This is a genomic window from Chromohalobacter sp. HP20-39 (assembly GCF_033052815.1).
Lineage (GTDB): Bacteria > Pseudomonadota > Gammaproteobacteria > Pseudomonadales > Halomonadaceae > Chromohalobacter.
On sequence record NZ_JAWHTP010000003.1, the window covers coordinates 423,746 to 447,738 of the forward strand.

The 23,993-nt window shown below is 60.7% G+C and carries 20 protein-coding genes; 13 read left to right on the plus strand and 7 right to left on the minus strand.

The features are described from left to right. The 12 genes from RVY79_RS08655 to RVY79_RS08710 all read left to right on the plus strand — a co-directional run bounded on the left by RVY79_RS08655 (position 1) and on the right by RVY79_RS08710 (position 14,654). Entirely contained in the window at positions 1–2,217 is a 2,217-nt protein-coding gene (locus RVY79_RS08655) for a methyl-accepting chemotaxis protein (protein WP_317463726.1), read from the plus strand. Continuing rightward, a complete protein-coding gene (locus tag RVY79_RS08660; protein WP_411161712.1) occupies positions 2,214–3,086 on the plus strand; it encodes a CheR family methyltransferase in 873 nt (290 codons plus the stop codon). The genes RVY79_RS08655 and RVY79_RS08660 overlap by 4 nt, the downstream gene beginning before the upstream one ends. Before the next feature lie 176 nt (positions 3,087–3,262). Beyond that, complete coding sequence (locus RVY79_RS08665; RefSeq protein WP_317463727.1) at positions 3,263–4,327, plus strand: chemotaxis response regulator protein-glutamate methylesterase; 1,065 nt, start codon at positions 3,263–3,265, stop codon at positions 4,325–4,327. Between the two features lie 81 nt (positions 4,328–4,408). Continuing rightward, positions 4,409–6,115 (plus strand): methyl-accepting chemotaxis protein, encoded by a 1,707-nt coding sequence (locus RVY79_RS08670; RefSeq protein WP_317463728.1) that lies wholly within the window; start codon positions 4,409–4,411, stop codon positions 6,113–6,115. An 83-nt stretch (positions 6,116–6,198) separates the two neighbouring features. After that, positions 6,199–6,588, plus strand: a complete 390-nt coding sequence (cheY, locus tag RVY79_RS08675) for a chemotaxis response regulator CheY (protein WP_075369676.1) — start codon at positions 6,199–6,201, stop codon at positions 6,586–6,588. Positions 6,589–6,610: 22 nt separating this feature from the next. Further along, on the plus strand, positions 6,611–7,300 hold the full coding sequence (gene cheZ / locus RVY79_RS08680) for a protein phosphatase CheZ (protein WP_317463729.1): 690 nt from the start codon (positions 6,611–6,613) through the stop codon (positions 7,298–7,300). A gap of 200 nt (positions 7,301–7,500) precedes the next feature. Next, complete coding sequence (flhB, locus tag RVY79_RS08685) at positions 7,501–8,670, plus strand: flagellar biosynthesis protein FlhB (protein ID WP_317463730.1); 1,170 nt, start codon at positions 7,501–7,503, stop codon at positions 8,668–8,670. Then, positions 8,667–10,751 carry a flagellar biosynthesis protein FlhA gene (gene flhA / locus RVY79_RS08690; protein ID WP_317463731.1) on the plus strand — a complete coding sequence of 695 codons (2,085 nt, stop codon included), beginning with the start codon at positions 8,667–8,669 and terminating at the stop codon, positions 10,749–10,751. The genes flhB and flhA overlap by 4 nt, the downstream gene beginning before the upstream one ends. Continuing rightward, entirely contained in the window at positions 10,748–12,946 is a 2,199-nt protein-coding gene (flhF, locus tag RVY79_RS08695) for a flagellar biosynthesis protein FlhF (protein ID WP_317463732.1), read from the plus strand. Before flhA ends, flhF begins: the two co-directional genes overlap by 4 nt. Positions 12,947–12,953: 7 nt before the next feature. Beyond that, on the plus strand, positions 12,954–13,391 hold the full coding sequence (locus RVY79_RS08700) for a hypothetical protein (protein WP_317463733.1): 438 nt from the start codon (positions 12,954–12,956) through the stop codon (positions 13,389–13,391). After that, entirely contained in the window at positions 13,388–13,819 is a 432-nt protein-coding gene (locus RVY79_RS08705) for a flagellar protein FlhE (protein WP_317463734.1), read from the plus strand. Before RVY79_RS08700 ends, RVY79_RS08705 begins: the two co-directional genes overlap by 4 nt. Before the next feature lie 136 nt (positions 13,820–13,955). Next, positions 13,956–14,654 carry an RNA polymerase sigma factor FliA gene (locus RVY79_RS08710; RefSeq protein WP_317463735.1) on the plus strand — a complete coding sequence of 233 codons (699 nt, stop codon included), beginning with the start codon at positions 13,956–13,958 and terminating at the stop codon, positions 14,652–14,654. Positions 14,655–14,657: 3 nt separating this feature from the next. Here the strand turns inward: RVY79_RS08710 and RVY79_RS08715 are convergent, their stop codons facing one another. The 4 genes from RVY79_RS08715 to RVY79_RS08730 all read right to left on the minus strand — a co-directional run bounded on the left by RVY79_RS08715 (position 14,658) and on the right by RVY79_RS08730 (position 19,435). Next, a complete protein-coding gene (locus RVY79_RS08715; RefSeq protein WP_317463736.1) occupies positions 14,658–15,647 on the minus strand; it encodes a GGDEF domain-containing protein in 990 nt (329 codons plus the stop codon). A gap of 110 nt (positions 15,648–15,757) precedes the next feature. Then, the gene (locus tag RVY79_RS08720) at positions 15,758–16,411 is read right to left on the minus strand and encodes a membrane integrity-associated transporter subunit PqiC (RefSeq protein WP_317463737.1); all 654 of its coding nucleotides are present in this window, start codon (positions 16,409–16,411) and stop codon (positions 15,758–15,760) included. Further along, entirely contained in the window at positions 16,408–18,048 is a 1,641-nt protein-coding gene (pqiB, locus tag RVY79_RS08725) for an intermembrane transport protein PqiB (RefSeq protein WP_317463738.1), read from the minus strand. Before pqiB ends, RVY79_RS08720 begins: the two co-directional genes overlap by 4 nt. Beyond that, positions 18,041–19,435 (minus strand): PqiA/YebS family transporter subunit, encoded by a 1,395-nt coding sequence (locus RVY79_RS08730; protein ID WP_411161713.1) that lies wholly within the window; start codon positions 19,433–19,435, stop codon positions 18,041–18,043. Before RVY79_RS08730 ends, pqiB begins: the two co-directional genes overlap by 8 nt. 235 nt (positions 19,436–19,670) lie before the next feature. On the opposite strand from RVY79_RS08730, the gene RVY79_RS08735 reads away from it, so the two are divergent. Further along, complete coding sequence (locus RVY79_RS08735; protein WP_317463739.1) at positions 19,671–20,645, plus strand: calcium/sodium antiporter; 975 nt, start codon at positions 19,671–19,673, stop codon at positions 20,643–20,645. A 12-nt stretch (positions 20,646–20,657) separates the two neighbouring features. On the opposite strand, the gene RVY79_RS08740 is transcribed toward RVY79_RS08735, so the two are convergent. From RVY79_RS08740 to RVY79_RS08750, 3 genes are read right to left on the minus strand one after another with little or no spacing between them, the layout of a single operon-like run. After that, positions 20,658–21,599 carry an ArsA family ATPase gene (locus tag RVY79_RS08740; RefSeq protein ID WP_317463740.1) on the minus strand — a complete coding sequence of 314 codons (942 nt, stop codon included), beginning with the start codon at positions 21,597–21,599 and terminating at the stop codon, positions 20,658–20,660. A 44-nt stretch (positions 21,600–21,643) separates the two neighbouring features. Further along, positions 21,644–21,940, minus strand: a complete 297-nt coding sequence (locus RVY79_RS08745) for a cory-CC-star protein (RefSeq protein ID WP_317463741.1) — start codon at positions 21,938–21,940, stop codon at positions 21,644–21,646. Continuing rightward, entirely contained in the window at positions 21,927–23,684 is a 1,758-nt protein-coding gene (locus RVY79_RS08750; RefSeq protein ID WP_317463742.1) for a carbon starvation protein A, read from the minus strand. The genes RVY79_RS08745 and RVY79_RS08750 overlap by 14 nt, the downstream gene beginning before the upstream one ends. Positions 23,685–23,993 lie beyond the last annotated feature (309 nt).

The following is a 23,993-nucleotide window of genomic DNA, read 5'->3' on the forward strand; positions in this document are numbered from 1 at the left end:
ATGCGCAACAATCAGCCCGTTACCCAGCGCGAGCATGAGCTCGCGGATGAAGACTACCTGTTGTCCAGAACGGATTTGAAAGGGGTTGTCACCTACGCGAATCCGGCTTTCATCGCGATCAGCGGCTTTACCTACGAGGAACTCGTGGGGGCGCCACACAATCTCGTGCGTCATCCGGACATGCCGCCGGCAGCCTTCGAAAATCTTTGGGTCACGCTGAAGAAAGGCGAGATCTGGAGCGGGGTGATCAAGAACCGTTGCAAGAACGGTGACTTCTACTGGGTGCATGCTACGGTGACCCCGATCTTCGAAGGCGGCGAGATCGTCGGTTATACCTCGGTGCGTGTGAAGCCCTCCGCCAAGGCGCGTGCCGATGCGGAGCGCACCTATGCGGCCATGTCGGCCGGCAAGCGTCGCGGGGTCAAGCTCGAACGTGGCGAGATCCAGCATACTGGTGTTCTAGCGCGTCTCAAACGTCTCAAGCTGAGCACCTTCAAGGGGCGCTTGGTGACCATGGTCGTGGTCGCGGTGTTGATGCTGGCGGTCAGTAGTGTGCTGTCCATGGCCAGCCTGCAAAGCGCCGGCGACAAGCTGCAGGCCTTGTCCAAACAAGGGCTGGAAGACGTTGCGCGCTTGCAGCAGGTCGGCCAATTGATGTCTCAAGGACGTGATCTGGTCGATAAGCCGGTCAGCAATCCCATGTCCGGTGATATGGAGGTGGTGACCGAGAAGGCTGAGTCGTTGATGGCGAAGCTTCGCGATACATGGAATGCCTACTATCAGGATCGCCCTGCCAATCATACTCAGGCGGCTAAGGCGTTCGATGCGTCCGTGCAACGCTATTTGAACGATGGCATGCAAGTGGTACTGGACACGCTCAATGCAGGCGACTTCTACGAAGCCTATGTGGCCTACAACGATATTCTGGAAGGTGAAAGCGACCAGGTCAGTGAGCAACTCAATGCCTTGATCGGTGAAAAACGCAACGACGCCATGACCATGGCTAGAGAAGCGGCCGAGACGCAGCAAGAGATGCTGCTGTGGCAGGCAGGCGTCTTTATATTCGGACTGATCGTGCTGGTGGTATTGGGGATCATCACGGTGCGTTCGACACTACGCCCGGTACGTGAAGCACTGGATTTCTCGTTGCAGATCGCGGCCGGTAACCTCGGTGCCAGCCTCAAAGGCGGCAAGCAAGATGAGATCGGCCGTCTGACGCGTGCCCTGGACACCATGCGTCGCAGCCTTGGCAATATCGTCAAGGAAGTCAATGAGAACGTCGGGGTGGTGGCACCGGCAACCCGCAACATTGCCGAGGGCAACGAGGATCTTTCCTCGCGGACCGAGCAGCAAGCCGCTTCGCTCGCCCAGACGGCTTCCAGCATGGAAGAGATGACCGCTACCGTTAAGCAGAATGCCGACAATGCGCGTCAGGCCAGCCAGCTGTCGAACACCGCCAGTGAATCGGTGCGTCAGAGTGGCGAGGTCATGGGAGAAGTGGTCAACACCATGGGGCGTATCCGTAATAGCTCACATGAGATGGCCGATATCATCGGGATGATCGACTCGATCGCCTTTCAGACCAATATCCTGGCCTTGAACGCTTCCGTCGAAGCCGCACGTGCCGGCGAACAGGGCCGTGGCTTCGCCGTCGTCGCAGGAGAGGTGCGCAATCTCGCCAGTCGCAGCGCGGACGCCTCGAAGGAGATCCGCGCCTTGATCGACAATTCGACGCAAGAGATCGAAGGCGGCACCGACCTGGTACGCAAGGCCGAGGGCAGCATCGAAGAAGTCGTCAATGCGGTGACGCGTGTCAACGACATCATGAGCGAGATCACGGCCGCCTCAGACGAGCAGAGCAGCGGTATCGAACAGATCAATCAGGCCATCACCCAGATGGACGATGTCACCCAGCAGAATGCCCATCGTGTACAGCAGACGGCCTCGGTCGCTGCAGAACTCGAATCCAGCGTCATCGATCTATCGCGCTCTGTGGCTGTCTTCCGCTTGGCCGGTAGCGGCGTCGAAATGGTGCGCCGCAACAAGAATTCGGCGAGCCTTGCCAAGCCGCAGGCCCCCGCAAGTCACGGTGGCGGTAAGCAGGCGACGTCACATTCAGCGCAACGTCAAGAGACCTCTCTGGTGTCGCAGCGTCAGGAGTCGCCTAAGGCGGGCGCTCACCAGGCATCACATGAAGAGGAGTGGGAGTCCTTTTGAGCGAATTTCGTCAGTCTCCTGTGCCGCAGGAAGAACATCCTAGCTTGTTCGGAAGCGCCGACCGAGATCTGGAATTCACGGAGGCGGATTTCGATAAGATACGCACGCTCATTTATCAGCGCGCCGGCCTTGTGCTGGCGTCGCACAAGCGTGAAATGGCCTACAGCCGCTTGGCAAAGCGGCTGCGGTTACATGGTATGCGCCGCTTCAGCGATTATCTGGCGCGTCTGGATCAGCATCCAGATTCGCCGGAGTGGGAGGCGTTCACCAACGCATTGACGACGAACTTGACGTCATTTTTCCGCGAGGCACATCACTTCTCGCTGCTTGCGGAGCATGTCAAGCAAGCGACATCTCCCGTGCGCATCTGGTGTGCTGCGGCGTCGACGGGGGAAGAGCCCTATTCGTTGGCGATTACCCTGAGCGAAGCGCTGGGTAGCAGAGCCTCTCAGGCACAGATCCTGGCCACCGACATCGATACCGACGCGCTGAACAAGGCACGCAAGGGTATCTACGCGCTGGATCAGCTCGAGAAGGTTTCCGAAGCATGTCGTCGAAAGTTTTTCCTGCGGGGGAGCGGAGCACGTGCCGGGATGGCGAAGATTCGCCCGGAACTGGCCTCGATGATCGATTTTCAATCACTCAACCTGACCTCGGGTAGCTGGGTGGCGAAGGGGCCGTTCGATGCCATCTTTTGTCGTAACGTGATGATTTATTTCGACAAGGAAACGCAAGCGCGGATCCTGGAGCGTTTTGCACCCCTGATGAAACCCAATGGCCTTTTGTTTACCGGCCATTCCGAGAATTTCTCCTACCTGACGCAGCGCTTCAAGCTGCGGGGGCAGACCGTGTACGAATTATCGCGCTGACCCTTCAGGGTTCACGTGACCGGCCGATAGAACATGCATGTTGGTTTGTCGTGCCCGGCAGTGCGTCGTTAGTTTTCATGCGTGGCCCCGCGATATCCCTGGAACGAAGATTAAGCCCTGTCTGAACAGTCGGCGAGCGCAGACAGCTTGCAGACAGTGCGTAAGGAGTGGTGGCGTTGTCCTCGAATAAGATCAAGGTGCTATGTGTCGATGATTCGGCGCTGATTCGCGACCTAATGAGCAAGATCATCGACAGTCAGCCGGATATGGAGGTCGTGGCCACGGCACCCGATCCCCTGGTGGCCAGAGATCTGATCAAGCGTACCAACCCCGACGTATTGACGCTGGATGTGGAAATGCCGCGCATGGATGGCCTCGACTTCCTCGAGCGCTTGATGCGGTTACGCCCCATGCCGGTATTGATGGTGTCTTCGCTGACCCAGAAAGGCTCCGAGATCACCCTGCGCGCACTGGAACTAGGCGCCGTCGATTTCGTCGCTAAGCCGGAAATGGGCATTCGCGAGGGCATGCTCGAATATACCGAAATGATCGCCGACATGATCCGAGCGGCGGCGCGCTCACGTCCGAAAGCCGTGTCCAAGCAGCCGCCGGCCAAGGACAAGGCACCGCTCAAGGCACCGCTGTTATCGAGCGAAAAGGTGATCATTATTGGGGCTTCCACAGGCGGCACTGAAGCCATCCGCCATGTGCTGGAGCCTCTGCCAGCCAATAGCCCGGCGATTCTAATCACTCAGCATATGCCAGGTGGCTTCACCAAATCCTTCGCCGAACGCCTCGACAAACTATGTCGCATCTCGGTCAAGGAAGCGGCGGACGGCGAGCGTGTTCTGCCTGGTCACGTCTACATCGCGCCGGGAGACTGGCATATGAAGCTCGCGCGTTCGGGGGCCAACTATGTCATTCGCCTGGACGATGCGCCGCCGGTCAACCGGCATCGCCCCTCAGTGGACGTGTTGTTTCATTCCGCCGCGCAAAATGCGGGCCGTAACGCCATCGGCGTGATTCTTACCGGCATGGGCAAGGACGGCGCGGCGGGCCTGCTCGAAATGCGTCAGGCGGGGGCCTATACCATTGCCCAGGATGAAGCGAGTTGCGTGGTCTTCGGGATGCCGCGCGAAGCCGTCATCCTCGGTGGCGCCACCGATACCATTGCGCTTTCCGAGATCCCCGCTGCCTTGATGAAGCGTGCCGAAGCCTCGGGACGCGCACAACGCGTATAAAGCTTACGCATGAATGCATTCGAACAATAACGCTCGACTCATCTACCTCAATCTATGCCAGGGAACTTGTCAGGAGACGACATGGGAAAAATACTCAACGACCTTTCGGTCAGGGCCAGCTTGACGATCGCGCTGACCATCATGGTCGTGATGATTGCGGTCATTAGTGCGCTGGGGTTCTATTCCAACCAGAAAAGTGCCGAAGCGCTGGATACCATCGGCACCATCGGGTTCGAGCAGACCAACACGGTTAATCGCGCCACCATCAATTTGGTGCGCGCGCGCGCGTTGGTGGCCAGCTATCGCAATGCGGTGGAGGTGGACGACACACAGCGTGCGCAAGCGTTGCAAGCCGAGATCGAAGCGGCGTTGAGCAACGCTAACGATCGTATGCAGCAGTTCGAACAAGTGCCTAAAACCGAGTCCGGTGAGCCGTACGCCGCACGTATCGGCGAGGCCTATGCAGCATTCCGCGATGAAGTCCAGCGCCAGATGCAGGCTGGCGAGGAGGCGGTGCGCGCCGAGGACGACCAGCGCATCAATCCGCTGATGAGAAATCTTGACGAGAGTGTGCGGGACTTCATCCAGTATGCCGAAGCACGCGTCGACGGTGCCATCGTGGCCGATGCTGAGAACAGCCGGCTGATGGAAATTCTGTCCATCGTGCTGTTGGTACTCGCGATTATCGTCGCCGTCTTGGTGCGTATGGTGCTGGTCAAGAATGTGGTCAAACCGTTGGACGAAGCGGTCGAGCATTGCGAACACATTGCCAAGGGCGATCTCTCGCATCGCATCGCCGAACGCGGCAAGAACGAGATCGGTCGCCTGTTCACCGCCATGCGCGACATGCAAAACGGGTTAGTGGGCACGGTGACCTCGGTGCGTGACGCCAGCGGTTCGATTCATGGCGGCGCCCGTGAGATCGCTTCCGGCAATGCCGATCTGTCGTCGCGTACCGAACAGCAGGCCGCCTCGCTCGAGGAAACCGCCTCGAGCATGGAAGAGCTGACCTCCACCGTGAAACAGAATGCCGACAATGCCCGTCAAGCGAGTTCCCTGGCGAGCGATGCCTCGACCACGGCAGGGCGCGGCGGCGATGTCATGCAGGAGGTTTCCACGACCATGCAGGGCATCACCGAAAGCTCCAAGCAGATCTCCGACATCATCGGCATGATCGACTCGATCGCCTTTCAGACCAATATTCTGGCGTTGAACGCCTCGGTCGAGGCGGCGCGTGCCGGCGAGCAGGGGCGTGGCTTCGCGGTCGTCGCCAGTGAGGTACGTAACCTGGCCAGCCGCAGTGCCGAGGCCGCCAAGGAAATCAAGGGGCTGATCCACACCTCGACGACTCAGATCGAGCAGGGCTCCGAACTGGTGGGTAACGCCGAGACCACCATGCGCGATGTCGTCCAGGCGGTGAAACGCGTCAGTGACATCATGGATGAGATCTCCGCAGCCTCGCAGGAGCAGAGCGATGGCATCGAGCAGGTCAGCCAGGCCGTGACCCAGATGGACCAGGTGACCCAGCAGAACGCCTCTCTCGTTCAGGAAGCCTCGAGCGCGTCCGCGTCGCTGGAAGAGCAGGCACAGCGTTTGGAAGACGTTGTCGCGGTCTTCCGCCTGCCGGGCGGCGCGTCACACCAGGCATTGCCCGGGAAGCGTTCGTCAACGGCCAAGTCGGCGGTGTCTACACCCTCCGCGACGTCCAAGTCTTCAGCGCAGACGCATCATGTACCGTCGAAACCAGCCGCGAAGGCGCACGAAGAAAACGAATGGGAAGAGTTTTAGGCCATACGCCAGGGTGGTACGCCACCCTGGTAGCAAGCGTGTGATGCGAATCGATTAGCCAGGTTGAATGAATCGGAGGATGTATGGCAGACAAAAATATGAGCATTCTGGTCGTGGATGACTTCCCGACCATGCGGCGCATCGTGCGCAGTTTGCTCAAGGAGCTGGGCTTCAATAACGTCGATGAAGCGGAAGACGGTCAAGAAGCGCTCAACAAGTTGCGTGCCGGTGGCTTCGAGTTCGTGGTTTCGGACTGGAATATGCCTAATCTCGATGGTCTCTCGATGCTCAAGGAGATTCGTCAGGACGATGCGCTGTCGGAACTGCCGGTGCTGATGGTCACGGCGGAAGCCAAGAAGGAAAACATCATCGCCGCCGCTCAGGCGGGGGCGAATGGATATGTCGTTAAGCCGTTCACCGCCGCCACGTTGGAAGAGAAGCTGGACAAGATTTTCGAGAAACTGGGCAAGTAAGTTCGCACGAGGAGGGTAGGCTATGAGCGGTGAAACGCAGCCGGAGAACAGTGCGGATGGCGCCCCCGCTGACGAGCTGATTCACAAGATCGGCAAAATGACGCGGATGCTCCACGAAAGCATGCGTGAGCTGGGGCTGGATAAGGAGATCGAAAAGGCGGCCGAAGCGATTCCCGATGCGCGGGATCGCCTCAGTTATGTCGCGGCCATGACCGAGCAAGCGGCGGAACGGTCGCTGAATGCCATCGACCAGGCACAGCCATTGCAAGAGCGTATGGAGTCGGGGGCCGAGAAACTCGATCAACGCTGGGAAGAATGGTTTGCGGCGCCTGTCGAACTGGACGACGCCAAGGAGTTGGTGAAGGACACGCGAGAATTTTTGCGTGATGTGCCCACGCAAACCAAGGCGACCAACGCGCAGTTACTCGAAATCATGATGGCCCAGGATTTTCAGGACCTGACCGGCCAGGTCATCAAGAAAATGATGGATGTCATTCGTGAGATCGAACAGCAGCTAGTACAGGTGCTGATCGATACCGCGCCGGAGAGCCATAACAAGGAAGAGTTGCAGCAACTTGCCGACGAGCGTTCGCGTAAACCTCAGAAGGGTGGTGATGAGTTGCTCAACGGGCCGCAGATCAAGCCCGAAGGCACCGATGTCGTCAATAACCAAGACCAGGTCGACGACCTCCTCGATAGCCTGGGCTTCTGATCCCTCCTTGCGCTGCCGGTGGCCCGCCGGCAGCATTTCAGCCTCGCGTCGCCTGAATAGCACGGCTAAGTAGTCGCTATTCCAGTGATCGGCCGTCCCGCGTTCCCGAGAAAATAGCCCGCATTCTATGCATGTGCTCGTCCGGTGCCTTGGTGGTTGCCTTGGTGCGGGGCGTCTATTGCCGCGACGTCAGAGGGGCCATGGCCGAAGGTAGCGAAAGCGACGAGGAAAAGACCGAAGACCCGACACCCCGACGCCTCGAAAAGGCGAAGGAAGACGGGCAGGTCGCGCGCTCGCGTGAACTGACCACCTTCATGCTATTGGCGGCGGGCGTGGCCACGTTGTGGATGCTGGGCGGACACCTCTACGACAGCTTGGGAGCGGCCATGGAGAAGTCGTTCATCTTCTCGCGTGGTGAGGCGTTCGACACCGCCGTGCTGATGTCGCATGTCTGGTCGCTGGGCCAAAACATGCTGCTGTCCTTGTTGCCGTTGTTCCTCATCGTAGCGGTCGTCGCCCTGGCAGCACCGGTCATGCTGGGTGGCTGGCTGATGTCGGCGAAGTCGATGCAACCACAGCTTTCCAAGCTCAATCCCATCAAGGGCTTAAAGCGCATGTTCTCTTCCCAGGTGCTGGCCGAGCTGGGCAAGGCCGTGGCCAAGTCGACGTTGGTGGGGGGTGTCGCCGTGGCTTTCCTCTGGTGGCATCGCGGCGATCTCCTGGGCTTGATGAACCTGCCGCTGAACGAAGCATTGGCGCGCAGTATGAAGCTCGCCGCTTTGTGTCTGGCCTTGTGCGTGGCGACGCTCATCGTCGTGGTGTTGATCGACGTGCCTTTCCAGTTGTGGAGCTTTTCCAAGAAGCTGCGCATGACCCAGGACGAGGTCAAGAAAGAGCATAAGGAAACCGAGGGCGATCCCCAGGTGAAGGCCCGCATGCGCGCCCAGCAGCAATCCATGGCACGGCGACGGATGATGGCCAAGGTGCCGGATGCGGACGTTATCGTCACCAACCCGACGCACTATGCCGTGGCGCTGATGTATGAAGGGAGCCAGATGGAGGCGCCACGCGTTGTGGCCAAGGGGGCGGACATGGTCGCCACGCGTATTCGCGAGATGGGCGAAGCGCATGGTGTGCCCTTGCTGGAAGCGCCCCCGTTGGCACGTGCTCTGCATCAGCATGTGGACCTCGATCAAGAGGTTCCCGCGAATCTGTATACCGCCGTGGCGGAGGTCCTGGCTTGGGCCTACCGCTTGAAACGTGTGCGCGAGGAAGGGGGTGACTGGCCGCAAACGCCTTATGACCTGCCCGTGCCCGACGAGTTAGATCCGTCTCGGCCAAACGTTGCCGACGCCAAGGACACACCATGAATGCGTTGAGTCAGTTATGGGGCCGTCGTGAGTGGCTGAACGACACCCGCCTGAAGGTGCTGGCCGGCCCCGTGCTGATCATCATGATCCTGAGCATGATGATCCTGCCGTTGCCGGCGTTCGTGCTGGACCTTCTCTTTACCTTCAATATCACCCTGGCGATCATGGTGTTGCTGGTGAGCATGTTCACGCAGAAGCCGCTCGACTTCGCGGCCTTCCCGGCGGTCTTGTTGTTTTCGACCCTATTGCGGTTGTCGTTGAACGTCGCTTCCACACGCGTGGTCTTGATGGAAGGCCACGAGGGTGGCGATGCCGCCGGCAAGGTGATCCAGGCGTTCGGCGAATTCCTGATCGGGGGCAATTTCGCCGTCGGTCTGGTCGTCTTCATGATCCTGGTGGTGATCAACTTCATGGTCATCACCAAGGGGGCCGGGCGTATCGCCGAGGTCGGCGCGCGCTTTACGCTGGATGCCCTGCCCGGCAAACAGATGGCGATCGACGCCGACCTCAATGCCGGTTTGATCGGTGAGGAAGATGCACGCGCGCGGCGTCAGGAAATCTCCCAAGAAGCCGATTTTTACGGTTCCATGGATGGGGCCAGCAAGTTCGTGCGCGGTGATGCCATCGCCGGCATCATCATCATGATGATCAACTTGATCGGCGGCCTGGTGATCGGTATGGCGCAACACAGCCTGAGCTTTTCCGAAGCCGCCCATACTTATACCCTGCTGACCATCGGCGACGGTCTGGTGGCGCAGATCCCGGCACTGGTGATTTCCACGGCAGCGGGTGTCACCGTCTCGCGCGTCAATACCGAACAGGACGTCGGCCAGCAACTGATCAGCCAGCTCTTCAATAACCCACAGGTATTGATGCTGGCGGCGGGTGTCATGGGGCTGCTGGGCCTCGTGCCAGGGATGCCCAACGTAGTCTTCTTGCTGTTTACCGCGTTGCTTGGCGGCTTGGCCTGGTGGATGTGGCGTCGCAACCAACAACAAGATACCCCGGAAGCATCGCCCCAGACACCGCCCCCACAGGCGGAAGTGCCGGAAGCTAGCTGGGACGATGTGCAACTGGTCGACACCCTGGGTCTTGAAGTCGGCCATCGCTTGATTCCGCTCGTCGACCATCGCCAGAAGGGTGAGTTGCTGGGGCGTATCAAGAGCGTTCGCAAGAAATTCGCCCAGGATGTCGGCTTTCTGCCACCGGTGGTGCATATTCGCGACAACCTCGAATTGGGGCCGTCGACCTACGTCATCACCCTCAAGGGCGTCGAGGTGGGACGCGCCGATGCGCATCCGGGGCAATGGTTGGCCATCGACCCGGGGCAAGTGTCGGGCAAGGTGGAAGGCACTGTGACCCAGGATCCAGCCTTCGGCTTGCCCGCCGTATGGATCGACGCCGCGCAGCGTGAACGCGCTCAGGTTTACGGTTACACCGTGGTCGACGCGAGTACTGTGGTGGCCACGCATCTCAACCACCTGCTGCATCGCCACGCCAATGACATGCTGGGACGTCAGGAAGTGCAGCAATTGCTCGATAAGATCGCCGCCGAGAACAAATCGCTGGTCGAGGACGTGGTGCCCAAGCTGCTGACCCTGACTGCGATGCAGCGCATTCTGCAGAACCTGCTCGCCGAAGAAGTCTCGATTCGCGATATGCGCACCATCCTCGATACGCTGGCCGAGTATGCGCCACAGCAGGCCGATCCCCATGAGTTGACCGCCATGGTGCGTGTGGCGTTGGGACGCTCGATCACCCAGCAGTGGTTCCCAGGGGACCAGGAGATGCATGTCATCGGTCTGGAAGCCAATCTCGAACAGGTCCTCACCCAAGCACTGAGCAACGGTGGTGGCCTGGAACCGGGGCTGGCCGACACGCTCATGGAACAGTCGGTGGCCGCCGTGGAGCGCCAGGAAGGGCGTGGCGAGCCGGCGGTGCTGGTCGTCCAGCATAGCTTGCGCGCCTTGCTGGCCCGCTTCCTGCGCCGGCGCATCACCCATCTGGTGGTGATGTCCAATGCCGAAATTCCTGATGACCGCACCTTGCGTGTCACCACCCACATCGGAGCCCGTTCATGAGCGTGATGCGCTTTCTCGGTGTCAACAGCCGCGAGGCGATGCGGCAGGTGCGAGACGCGCTGGGAGACGACGCGCTGATTGTTTCCAATCGGCGTGTGGAGGATGGCGTCGAGGTCGTGGCGGTGGCCGAAGAGGCACAGTCGTCACTGGTCGAGCAGGCCGAGACTAGAACAGCACCTGCAGATCCGGCGTCCCCGCCCATGAGCGACGCATCGCCCGCGCCGGGGCAGGATCGCCTGTACGCCGAGATGCAGGCCATGCGCGAACTGCTGATGTCGCATATTGCCGAGACACCGCGCCCGCGGAGTGCACGTCCCGGGGTGCGTGGCGTTCTGCGCCAGCGTTTGATTACTGCCGGCTTCAGCGCACGACTGGTGCGCGAAATGCTAGAGACGCTGCCTGACGAGTTCACCGACGTCGAGGCCGATGATCCGCGCTTGCTGGCCTGGAGCCGGCGTCAATTGGAAACGCGTCTCGAGGTACTCGATGACGAAGCAACGATGCTCGAGACCGGCGGCGTGTTTGCGTTGGTGGGGCCGACCGGCGTGGGCAAGACCACTACCACCGCCAAGTTCGCAGCACGCTACGTGATGCGCTTCGGTGGGGACGACGTGGCACTGGTGACGACCGATGATTATCGTATCGGTGCGCATGAGCAGTTGCGTATCTATGCGCGTTTGTTGGGGGTCGATGTGCATGCGGTGCACCACGAAGACGACCTCGAAGGGCTGTTGTCGGCGCTTGAAGGCAAGCGCATGGTGATCGTCGATACCGTGGGCATGAGTCAGCGCGATCAGCGCGTGGCAGGGCAGATCGCGCGTCTCGGCGGTGCGGGGCGTCCGGTGCGGCGTCTGCTGTTACTGAACGCAGCCAGCCATGGCGATACGCTCGAGGAAGTCGTCGATACCTATCAACGTGCCTCTCGCGACGCGGGGGCACCATTATATGGATGTCTGTTGACCAAGGTGGACGAGGCGCCCCGCCTGGGAGCCGCGCTGGATGTCGTCATGCGTCACGGACTGCGGCTATATTACGTGTCCCATGGTCAGCGTGTGCCTGAAGACATGCGCCTGGCTGAAGCGCCGGCATTATTGGATGAGGCCTTGGCCGTGGGGCAGGGCTCGCCGTTCACCTTCGATGAAAACGTGCTTACCGACATGCTGCGGCCCACCGACTCCGGACAGGGCTTGCAGGCATTATCGCGTGACCTCTTGGCGCAACGTCACCAGTTGACGCGGGTGATGGAGGCACTGCAGCGCGACGTACCGGGTATGGCGTTGCTTGCCGCTGCTTGGCGCCGTGGCGAGTCGCCGCGTAGCATGCAGCAAACTTGGCTCGAGTCGCATCTGGCGCCGCCGCCGATGGTCAAGGCATGGGGCGAGGCCGAGGCCACCGGTCTGTTCTGGCCCAGCGGGAGGCCGCGGGGGATGGACTGGGTTGCGCCAATGCTGCCGTTGGATGCCAACGGCGATGTGTTACCGATGGCGTGGCCCCTGCACCGCTGGCCGCCATCCGATACGCAACGTTTGACCCTGGCGCGTCGCCACCTGGGCAGTCATTGGCATGTATTCGCACGCGTGCCCGACACTGAGGTGAGGCAACAGCTGCGCGAGACAGACAGCCCCTGGCTGGCACGCGCGCACGTGCAGCAGCGTGTCTGGCATGCCGGTGAACGTCTGGCAATAGGCGAACTGGGCGATTTGGCCGAGTCATGTGGCCAGCATACCTGCCGCCTACGCGGACGCGCGCGTCGCGTGACACTATCGTGTTTACCCGTGTCCTTGGCCGAAGCCGAGGCGGATGATCTGCAGCTATGGATCGCGGCGAGTCACGACCCCGAAAGCGGTCGCCGGCGGGGCGTGTACCATTGGCTGGGTCGCAGGGGCGATGCGTTGGATATCGACATGCGCGCCTTCATCTATCGGCAGCTCGAACAGGACGATCTGATGCGCTTGATGCGTACTGCCTGGCAACAGCTGGGGGCGTCGCTGGATTGTGAATTACGTGTCTATCTGGCGGCTCAGTTGGCGGCTTTGGCGCTGCGTATGGATTTAAGCGACGAAGGCTGGGCGGTGGATGCACGGCCGGTGGTGAAGCGCCTCGCCGGCGAGCGCAAACGACGCAGTCCCGAAACCCTTTTGCATGGCTTGATGCACTTGCTGACGGCGCATGCGGCGCTGTCACAGGCATCGTGAGGTGACGATGAGCGATCAAGCGGCGGGATTGCGGGCCTATGCGAGTCAACGGCGTGACAAGGCGAGTCTGGTGACGATCGGCCATCCGTCGCCTCAGGCGGTGACGGCGACCTGTGAACGACTTGAATCACTTAGTGGGCTTGCCTGGGAGACCTTGCCTCTCGCCGTCGGTGAGGTGACAGCCGGCCAGCGCGCCTCGCCACACTGGGGCATCTGGGTTGCCTCTGGCGCGGAAGGCCTGCAGCGCGCCTATCGCGAACTCAAGCAGTGGTCGCAGCGTGAACGCCTGCCGCGACTGTTGGTGATACGTGATCCGGCCAGCGCGGGTGACATGCCGCTTGGCAACTTGGTGGACACGGCACGCCGCTTCCTGGCGGTCGAGCTGGTCGTGGAACCCGCTGAGTGGCTGGCGCAAACACGTCCCACGAACGAGCGTCGCTCATGACATCCTGGGGATGTGTTCTGGTCGTGATGGCTGTGCTGAGTGCCGCGCTGGGCGTGACACCCAGCGCAAACGCCGCCGAAGCCGGCAGCTGGGCGGTGACACTGCCGCGAGGTCCGCTGTTGACGACACCGGGACGTGACGAGCGCACGAAGCCCCTGCGTCCGCCTACGTCCCAGCTGGTCGGCAATGGTCGCATCACGCGGGTATCCTGGCGCTACGCCATGCAGGAGACGCACGCAGTGCGGGCGTGGTTATGCCATCCACGCGGTTGTGTCGAATTGGCGACCCGGCGTGGCGCTACCCAAGCTCTGGAGGGGCTGTCTGCTGAAGGGCCCTTTGTACTGCGTTTCCGGTGTGCCGCTTCTGCAAGCGCAGCGGGTCCTGGCGTGCGCATCGAGAATCTGCAGTTAATCGTGAATTACCACTGATTGGTCGCGGCAGGGATGAATTCGGGAAAAGGCCCATCTAGCGAGGGTTATTCCGGCCTTGGGCATCGGGCCGGAAGCTCGATAATGTCAGCGGGCGTCGCGTCGAGCGTCGACCCGAACATCCGAGGCGATAGAGATGTATACGGCACAGGGCAAAATCGACCAACACGCATTGCTGGAGCAATACATGCCGCTCGTGCGGCGTCATGCGCTGGCATTGCAAGTACGCTTACCGGCCAGTGTCGAACTCGATGATTTGATTCAAGCCGGCATGGTGGGGTTACTCGATGCGCTGGAGCGCTTCGATACCGCCCAGGGGGCGAGTTTTTCCACCTTCGCCAACCAGCGCGTGCGCGGCGCGATGATCGATGAACTGCGCAGTCGCGACTGGATGCCACGCAGCGTGCGGCGCAGCGTGCGGGCGCTGGATCAGGCAGTACACAAGCTCGAACAGTCGCTGGGGCGTGCCCCGGACGAGCGCGAGATCGCCAGCGCGCTGGATATGAGCGTCGATGAATATCATCAGTTGCTGCTGGATGCCAATAACGGCTATCTGCTGGGCTTCGACGAGGTCGTGTCCGAGCTCGGCGAACCACCAGGGGGCGAAACCGCCCCGGCGACTCCGCACGAGGCATTGCTGAAAGGCGATGCGCGCACGCATCTGGTCGAGGCCATCGAGCAGTTGCCCGAGCGTGAAAAGCTGTTGCTGGGGCTTTATTACCAGGAAGAACTCAACCTCAAGGAAATCGGTGCCGTGCTCGGGGTCAGCGAATCGCGAGTATGCCAATTGCATAGCCAGGCCGTGGCACGTCTCAGGGGGCGGCTCGCGGCCTGAGGCTCATTCTTCCTCGTCTGCGGCGGTTACGGGCAACGGCTGTAGCATGACCGTACGGTTGCGACCGTATTCCTTGGCTTCGTAAAGTGCCTCGTCGGCGCGCTCGAACATGGCCTCCGCGCTCAGTGCCGGCTGATAATAGGTGGCGCCGATGCTGATCGTCAGCGTCAACCAACTGCCATCGGCGAGTCCGATAGGGGTCGCCGACACTGCATGTCGCACACGCTCGGCGATTTCCACGACTCTTGTGTCGGGAATTGCCATCAGGATGCAGAATTCCTCGCCACCGTATCGTGCCACGGCATCGTCGTCGCGGAGTTGTTCGGCGAGACGGGATGCGACGACTTTCAGCGCCTCATCACCCCACTGATGCCCATGGGTATCGTTGATATCCTTGAAGTGATCGATATCCGCGATCATCAACGCGAAGGGCGTGCCATGCCGTGCCTCGGTCATGAATTCCTCGATGGCCTGCTCGAAGCCGAATCGGTTGAGCAATCCTGTCAGCGCATCCTGGCTGATCATCTCCTCGGCCTCGGCGAGCTTGCGCTTTACCTTATGCAGATGGTCGAGATAGGGCCGCCGGTCGCGTAACACCACGATCAGCGAGGTAGCGTCGGTGTCGCGCATCGGCACAAGGGTGATCTCGACCGGCGTATCGTTATGCAGCGTCAGGTTGTGTCGCAGCGTGTCGCCTTGCTCGGCAAGCTCTTGGCGGATGCGCCGCTGCAAAATGCGTCGATCGCTGGAAAGAAACCATTGCGGCAATCGCGAGCCTTTGATGGCGGCACCTCGCGCGTCGATCAGGTGGCGCGCGGCGCTATTCCATTCGTAGATACACAAGCTTCCGAAATCGCACACCAGAACGCCGTCGGGCCAGCTATCGACCAGTCTACGCAGACGTCGCAAGGCTTTGTGCGTATTGATCGAGACACCATGGTCACCCAGCAGGCCTTCGGCATTTTCGGCTTCCGGTATCCGTGAGAAGGGCATGGGAAAAGTATCTCATGGTAACAATGGCGGAAGCGATAATGGGGGCCGGGCGGGGCGAGTACAAGGATCATCCCGCTATAAACGTCGGCCTGCTTATAACGTTCGCGGCGTCAGTGTGTCTCCGTCTTGACCTCCACCTCTGCCAGGGTCTCAGCCAGGCGGTCGCCGAGAGTCTTCCAGGCCGCGCCCAACGCCCTTACCAGGGCGGGGTAGCCATCGTCTTCCAGCGGGCGCGCGATCTTGAAGGACTCGCGTGACAGCGTGCGGTCTTGATCGTCGCGGATACGCCACTCGCCGCTGACCACGGCCATGCCGTCGTCGCGGCCCTGGAATCGGTCGACGTCGAGCTGGACATGCAGCGCCGGCGAGGGCGCCGCAGCGGGCTGGCCGCGAAGTAGCACCTCGGCATTGGGCAAGGCCTGAGCGAGATGTCGGCGCATGCGCTCTTGCAACTGGCGAGCCAGGGGCTCGGCCCAAAGATGGTGGCGGGCCTGGTGGATACGAAGTTCACCGAGTTGCATGACGATGCCGCCGTCCTTCAGGTAGCTGGCCATGTTGGGTGGCGCGAGCCATACGCTCCCCCTGAAGTTGCCGGCGACGTCGACATCTTTTACTTCGCTGGGCAACGTATAGCGGGATTGCTCGATGCCTTGGCTGGCACAACCGGCCAGCACCATCGTGATAAGCCCCAGCCCGACGATGACGAGAAGTCGTATCGGGCGTACCAGGCGTCGACTACGGTCAAAGGTCGTCTCGGTCATCATTGCGGGGCCTTCGGTTGCGGATCTGGAATGTCTTTGCTCTCAAAAATCAAGGCGTTGGGCTCTTCGCTCAATGTACGGGCGAAGGGTTGCAGGTCGCGCATCAACGATTCGAGTCGCGAGAGGGTATCGTTGAGTTCGCGATAACCCTGCGAGCCGGGGGAGAAACCCTCTAAGGTCTCACGGGTCTGACGTAGCGTGGCGTTAAGGTTTTGCGGCAATTGGCGAGTCGCGGGATCGTTCAGTAAGGCATCCACGGAATTGGCTATCTCGTTGACCTGACGCATCGTTGCCTGTGTCGTCGAAAGCGTCTTGTCGAGCGAGTCAAGGATCGGTTCGACCTGCAACTCGTTGAGTTTATCGAGCAGGTTTGCGACCTTCTGTTCAATTTGGGCAAAACCACCGGATGTCGTGGGAAAGACCTGCTTGCCTTCAAAGGTCAAAGGTTGATAAGCAGCGGGGTCCTCCTTGAAGTTTAGGTCGACGAACAAGGCGCCGGTCAATAGATTGCCGGCCTTGAGCGTCGCGCGCAGGCCGTGTTTGAACATGCCTTGTAAGCGTTCGCGCCACTCGTCGGCATTGAAGTCTGCCTGAATATCATCGAAGCGTTGAGGCTCGATGCGAATCAAGACCGGAATCGCAAAGCGATTCAAGGTATCGGGCTGCGGTGCGGAGAAACGCCATGGCACCGCCTCCACTGTGCCAACGCGCACCCCTCGATACTCGACCGGATCCCCCTTGCCGAGGCCACGAACGGTATCGTCGACGAGCAGCACATAGTCGAGATAACGATCGAAGGTCCCTTCACGGGCGCTCTCCCTGTCGCTGAATAATTGATAGGTGGCGCCTGGCTCGGCGGGTTGCCCCATCTTGACGTCTTCGGGGACCCCAAAGGTCACACCGCCACCGATGAGTGACTCTATTGACTCGACATTGACCTGGAAGCCCTGGGAATTCAGGCTCAGATCGATGCCGGACGACACCCAGAAGCGCGTGGTATCGGTGACCAGTACATCATAGGGTGACTGAATGTAGAGGCGGTGGCGCATTTCCTTTTCTTGGGGGTCGAATTCGGTGTTTTCCACGCGTCCCACGGTGAAGCCCTGATAGGTGATGGGGTCGCCGGTACGCAGGGAGCTTCCCACTTGACTGACCAGGTTGATGCGAATGCCTGGCGCATCGGGAGGGGCCACGGGGGGCTGGTCGAGCACATCGAAGTTGCGTTGAGACTCGTCGCTACTGCCAGGGAGGAGTTGTATGTACGCCCCTGAGAGCACGGTCCCCAGGCCACTGATGCCTTCACGGTCGATACGTGGCTTGACCACCCAGAAGCGTGTCTCGTTATTGAGCATGCGTTCTGTGTCGGGTTTCATGCGCGCGGTGATCACGGTGTGTGACATGTCGTCGGAGAGCGCCACTTCCTCGACGCGGCCGACTTGGACATTGCGTGTCTTGATCAATGTCTTGCCTGCCTCGATACCCTCGGCGTTCTTCATTTCCAAGGTGATCGTCGGCCCCAGGCCGGAAAAATTGTCGTAAAGCATCCACATGCCGATGAGGACCGCCACCAGCGGTACGATCCAGATCGGCGAGAGGCGCCGGCGATATTGGCGGGTCGCGCGCTGTGGAGCATCAGGCATCGTCGGGTTCCTTGCGTGTTGAAGCTGTTGCGGTGCGCCGTGTCAGACGAGGTCGCCACGTGCGATCCGGGCGTTCAGGGAGCTCATCCCAGATCATGCGCGGGTCGAAGCTATTGGCTGCCAGCATGGTGATCACCACGACGCTGGCGAAGGAGAGGGCGGCAGGCCCCGGCGTGATCGATATCAACTCGCCCGCGCGGATCAGCGCGACGAGGATGGCGACCACGAAAACATCCACCATCGACCAGCGGCCGATGAACTCGGTGATGCGATAGAGGCGCACGCGGGTGACATTGCTGAGTGGCTCGCCGCGATGACGTACCGCGTAGCACAACCAGCCGAGTGCGAGGATCTTGCCGATGGGCACCACCACGCTTGCAGTGAAGATGATCACTGCGATGGGAATGTCGCCGTGCTGCAGAAACAGCATGACACCGCCGATGATGGTCGAAGGCGATGTGTTACCCAGCGATGTCGTGCTCATGATCGGGTAAATGTTCGCCGGAACGTACATCACCACCGCAGCGAGCAGCAAGGCCAGCGTGCGCTGTCGGCTGCCAGGTGTCCGCGCATGAAGCGTTTCCCCGCAGCGTCGGCAGCGCCCGCGCCCTTGTGTATCGAGACGATTGACCAGCCCGCAGGTCGCGCATCCGCTCAAGCCTTGCGGCGTTGCGGGCTCGCCCGAGCGGGCGCCTTCCGGTGCCAGGGGCTCGCTGGCCAGCGCGAACCACATCCAGTCGGTGTCGATGGACTGGGTGGTGAGCAGCAATAGCAAGGCATAAACGCAAAACGTCCAGAACGAGAGCCCCAGGCTGACATCGGCCATACCCGCGACCTTGATCAGACTGACCAGCGCCGCGATGACGAAGACATCGGCCATCATCCAGGGCGTCAAATGCTCCAGGGCACGAGCGATGCCGCGCGAATGGGGCAGTATGCGGCGCCCCATGAGCCCTAACGAGAGCCAGGTGACGCCACACAAATAGACCACAGGCAGAATGATGACGGTCAGTAGCACACAAATCGCCACCAAGGGTTCATGGAAGCCGACTAGCGTCGAGGCGGTGTCAGTCAGCTCGATGCGGTTGGTGACGCCGCGGGCCTCGAAACTAATGAAGGGAAAGACGACCGACAGCATCAGCATGATCAAGGCGGCGATGGCCAGTGCCAGGCTACGCTCGGCGGGTTTGTCATGGCGCGTGGCTAGCGTATGGTCGCAACGTGGACAGTTGGCTTTCTGGCGTGGCTGCAAGGGCGGTAGTGCCACCAGCAGGTCGCATTCGTGACAGGCGCGCAGACGGCGCCGAGAATGGCGCGTCGTCGCCACCGGCGTCGCCGCGTCGCATGGCGAGTGATGAGGCGCTTGTGACGAAACGTTATCTGCCAAACTCAGTCTCGCTCATGGGTTCATGGTGCCGAATGATGCATGCACTATAGCAATTCGGCGCGGTGTCGTTCCGACAGACTTTTGCCTGATAACATCAGCAGCGCGGACAGCATACATTCACTTACGTATGTTTGTCAGTAGCGTACTCAGTGGATTGCGTTAGAATAGCGCGGCATCGCGATAACATGCATGACACGACGACATTCAAGGACAACGACATTCAAGGAGAAGTATCGTGCTGATGGCCATCATCGCCGTAGCGTTGGGGTTGGCGGTTCTGGTATGGAGCGCCGACCGGTTTGTCGATGGCGCGGCGTCGACCTCGCGTCATCTGGGGTTGCCACCGCTGTTGATCGGCATGGTGGTCATCGGCTTCGGCACCTCGGCGCCGGAGCTGATGGTCTCGGGGCTTTCCGCCTGGGCAGGCAATCCCGGCCTTGCACTGGGTAACGCCTATGGCTCTAACATCGCCAACATTGGCTTGATCGTGGGGTTCGTGGCACTGCTCAGCCCCCTGACCATGCACTCGCAAGTGCTGCGTCAAGAGTTGCCACTCTTGATGCTGGTGACGGTGGCATCGCTATGGTGCCTGCAGGATGGCAGTGTGTCGCGGGTGGATGCGCTGTTGCTGCTGGCGATGCTGGTGGCCTTTCTGGTGTTCAGCATCATGCGGGGGCGTCAGCAGGGCAGTGACACGCTGGCCGACAATACCACCGCCAATCTCGATACTCAGTCGATGACGCTCAAGCGTGCGATCACCTGGACGCTGGTGGGACTGGTCATGCTGATCGTCAGTTCACGCTTGCTGGTATGGGGCGCGGTGGATATCGCCTCGGCATTCGGCGTCAGCGATCTGGTCATCGGCTTGACGGTGGTCGCCATCGGGACCTCGTTGCCGGAGCTTGCCTCCTCGATCAGCGCGGTGCGCAAGAACGAGCATGATCTGGTGCTCGGCAACGTGGTGGGTTCCAACCTCTTCAATACCCTCGCCGTGGTTGGGCTGGCGGGGATCATCGATCCGATCGACGTGGATAACGCGGTCGTAGTGCGTGACTGGCCGGTCATGGCGGGCTTGACCCTTGCGCTGACCGTGTTCGGCATCGGCTGGAAGGGCCAGGGGCGAATCAACCGCCTGGAGGCGGCCTTGCTGTTGGCAACGTTTATTGCCTATACGACATGGTTGGTCGTGTCGGTCATCGGCGGGCGCTAAAGAGCGCGTGAATCAGGCGTGCGCTTGCCACGGCGAGAGCACGCCAAGGGCGTCGCTGAGAGGCCGTAGATCGTCGATGGAGGCTGGGGCGTGGGGCTGATGTTCGATGCGTATGCATGTGCGGTCCGCGAATGACGTCTCGAGCTGCTCGATCCACGGGCGTTGTTCCTCGCGCCAATTGGCGAGCCACTGGCTATCGACCGTCGTGGGCAGGCATTTGTTGATGACCACCGCGCCCACATGCAGGCCATTGGCTTCCAGCAGGTCACGCGTGCGAGCGGTTTCCAGCGCCGGCAGGCGTTCCGGGTTAGCGACCAGAATCATCGCCGAGTGCGCAGGGCAGGTCAGGTGTTCGCGAGCGGCGGCGAGGCGTCCGCGTCGGCGCATCAGCGCCTCTTGGATAGGGTCGTCGACGACCTCGCCATCCCCCAGCCAGGCCTTGTAATCGCTGCGCACCTTGTGGCGACGCTGCATCAAGCCGTCCACCCAGGCGCCCATGATCTCCGGCAATGCAAGCAAGCGCACGGTATGGCCGCCTGGCGCGGTATCGAAGATCAAGCGGTCGTAGTGTTGCCCGGTATCGAGTAGCAAGCCGACCAGGGCGTCGAACAGAGCAGCTTCTTCGGTGCCCGGTGCGTGACGGGCCAGATCGAGCTGGCGGAAGACCGCCGCGCTACGTTCACCGCTCACCATGGGCTTGATGGTGTCCTTGACCTGGTCCAAATAACGCTTGGTTTCATGGTCAGGATCGAGTTCGACGACATCCAGGCCGGGGCGCATGCGTGTCGGTGTCGGGCCGGGCTGGCGACCGAATAGATCGGCCAGGTTGTGGGCCGGGTCGGTGGACACCAGCAGGGTGTTCCATCCGGCATTCGCGCAGCTCAGTGCGTAGGCGGTCGCGCAACTGGTCTTGCCGACGCCGCCCTTGCCGCCGAAAAACAGGCTCTTGGCCATATCGGCTATCTCTCCTCGGTTATGCCACGCGTCATCGGCGCCGCTCAGCAACAGCGAAAACCATCCAGGGGCGAGCGGGGCATGCCCTGGCGCTGATGCCACTCGTGAAAGCGGTCCAGCATGTAGGGATATAGCTCCAGGGTCATGTCGCCGACGGGGTTGGGAATCCCCATCATGTCGCAGAAGCACAGCAGCATGAAGAGATCTTCTTCATCCTGGAGTTCACGGATGATTTCACGCCGGTGCTGAAGGCTCAGCACCGAATCGTAACCCTCGATGAGTCGTTTGACCCGCGTCCGCCAGCCGGCGGACGCGGTACGTTCGTCATCAGCGCGACTCATCGGAACTCGGCTGTTGTTGCTGCGTAGGGACGCCACCCTGGCGGAAGCTGCGTGAAGCCTCGAGCAGAATCCATAGCGTGAAGACCATGATCAAGCTGCCGAAGGTGAACAGCAGCAAGTTGCGATCGGCATCGCCGAAGCCCGACCAGGTGAAGATCACTTGTTGCCCCATGGCCCATAGCGTCATGACCAGCAGGAACAGCATCGGCGCCAGCGTGAACACCACCGGACGGCCCTGACGCTTGAGCCATACCGACACCAGCATCAGCGTGATACCGGCCAGCAACTGGTTGCTGGTGCCGAACAGCGGCCACAGTAGATAGCCGCCGGATCCGAAGCCGTTGGGGCCTTCTGGCAGGATCACCAGCGCGGCACTGGAGATGACGGCGATGCTGGTCGCGACGTGCTTGCGCGCGATCACTGGCATGCCGTACTCGATGCCCAGTTCGGCGATGATATAACGCATCAGACGCACCGCGGTATCCAGCGTGGTGGCGGCGAAGCTGACCACGATCACTGCCACCAGGGTCGAGCCCATGTGCTCGGGAATGCCGAGGTTACCGGCGAGCTGGCCAGCACCTTTCACGAAAGAACCGAGCCCGCTGGAACCGGCCGCCGAGAAGCTCGAGTAGGTGGCGGTGAAATCCGCACCGGACGCGAACAGCGTGCCCACGGCGATGATCGCGATCATCGCCAGCATGCCTTCGCCCAGAGCGCCGCCATAGCCGATCATGCGGGCGTCAGTTTCCTTGTCGAGCTGCTTGGATGTCGTGCCCGAGGCGACCAGACCATGGAAGCCGGAAATCGCCCCGCAGGCGATGGTGATGAACAGCAATGGATACCAACTGATATCGGCTTCGCCATTGACGCTGGGTGCGGTCATCTCCGGTGCTCCGAAGAATAGCCCCAGATACAGCAGAGCCAAGCCGACCACTAGCTGGTGCGAGTTGATGTAATCACGCGGCTGCAACAGCTTCCAGACCGGCAGCGTGGAAGCGATGTAGACATACACCATCAGCACCACGATCCATACCAGGAAGGCCATCGACGTAGCATTGAAGCCACCCACGACCGAGGCTTCGGCACCGCCGAACCAGCTGACCAGATCGATTTGCAGCATGGGGATCTCGCTGGCCAATAACGCGGCGCCATACATGACGGCGAGGGCGATCACCGAAGGCAAGAGCATCGATCCCGAGTGGCGGTAGACGCGATAGCCGATCCACACCGCCAGAGGAATCTGGATGAACACCGACAGCACACTGGCCGGGAAAGTGATGAACAGCTTGGCGATGACCCAGGCGAAGACCGCGTTGACCATCAATACCAGAATCAAAATGATGAACAGGAACAGCAGTTTGGCGCGCTGGCCGATCAGCTTGTTGGCCAGCGTACCGATGGAATGGCCCTTGTGGCGATTGGAAAGCACCACCGCGCCGAAGTCATGCACCCCGGCGGCGAATACGGTCCCCAGCACGACCCACAGGATGGCCGGCAGCCACCCCCAGTAGATGGCGATGGCGGGCCCCACGATGGGGGCTGCGCCAGCCACCGAGGTGAAATGGTGTCCCCACAGGATCCATTTGTTGGTGGGCACGTAGTCGACGCCATCTTGATAGGCGTGCGCGGGCGTTTGGAAATCGGGGTCGAGACGGTAGATGCGTTCGGCGATGAACTTCGAATAGAAACGATAGCCCATCACGAAACACACAGCGCCAAAGATGGCGATCCAGATAGCGTTCATGAGTGATCCTTGTCGAGATAGGTCATGCGGGGCGCCGACCGTATTTTTTGATGCGGCTACGCTACCAAAGAGGGATGGTGTTTTCCGTTAGACGAACGGTGCAGAACAAAGGCCCTGCGACATCGGCGCGCATGCGGCAATTTGCCTTGCGGCAACGCGACACATACCAAACCCAGTCATAGCGCTTTTTAAGGCTATATAAACCCTCTACGATGTAGGGGTATTGGAAACGCAACAATAAGATCCAGGCGGCGGGCCGTTTCCGGCTATGACCCCCTCATTCCGATGACATTTCGACTACGTGGGCTT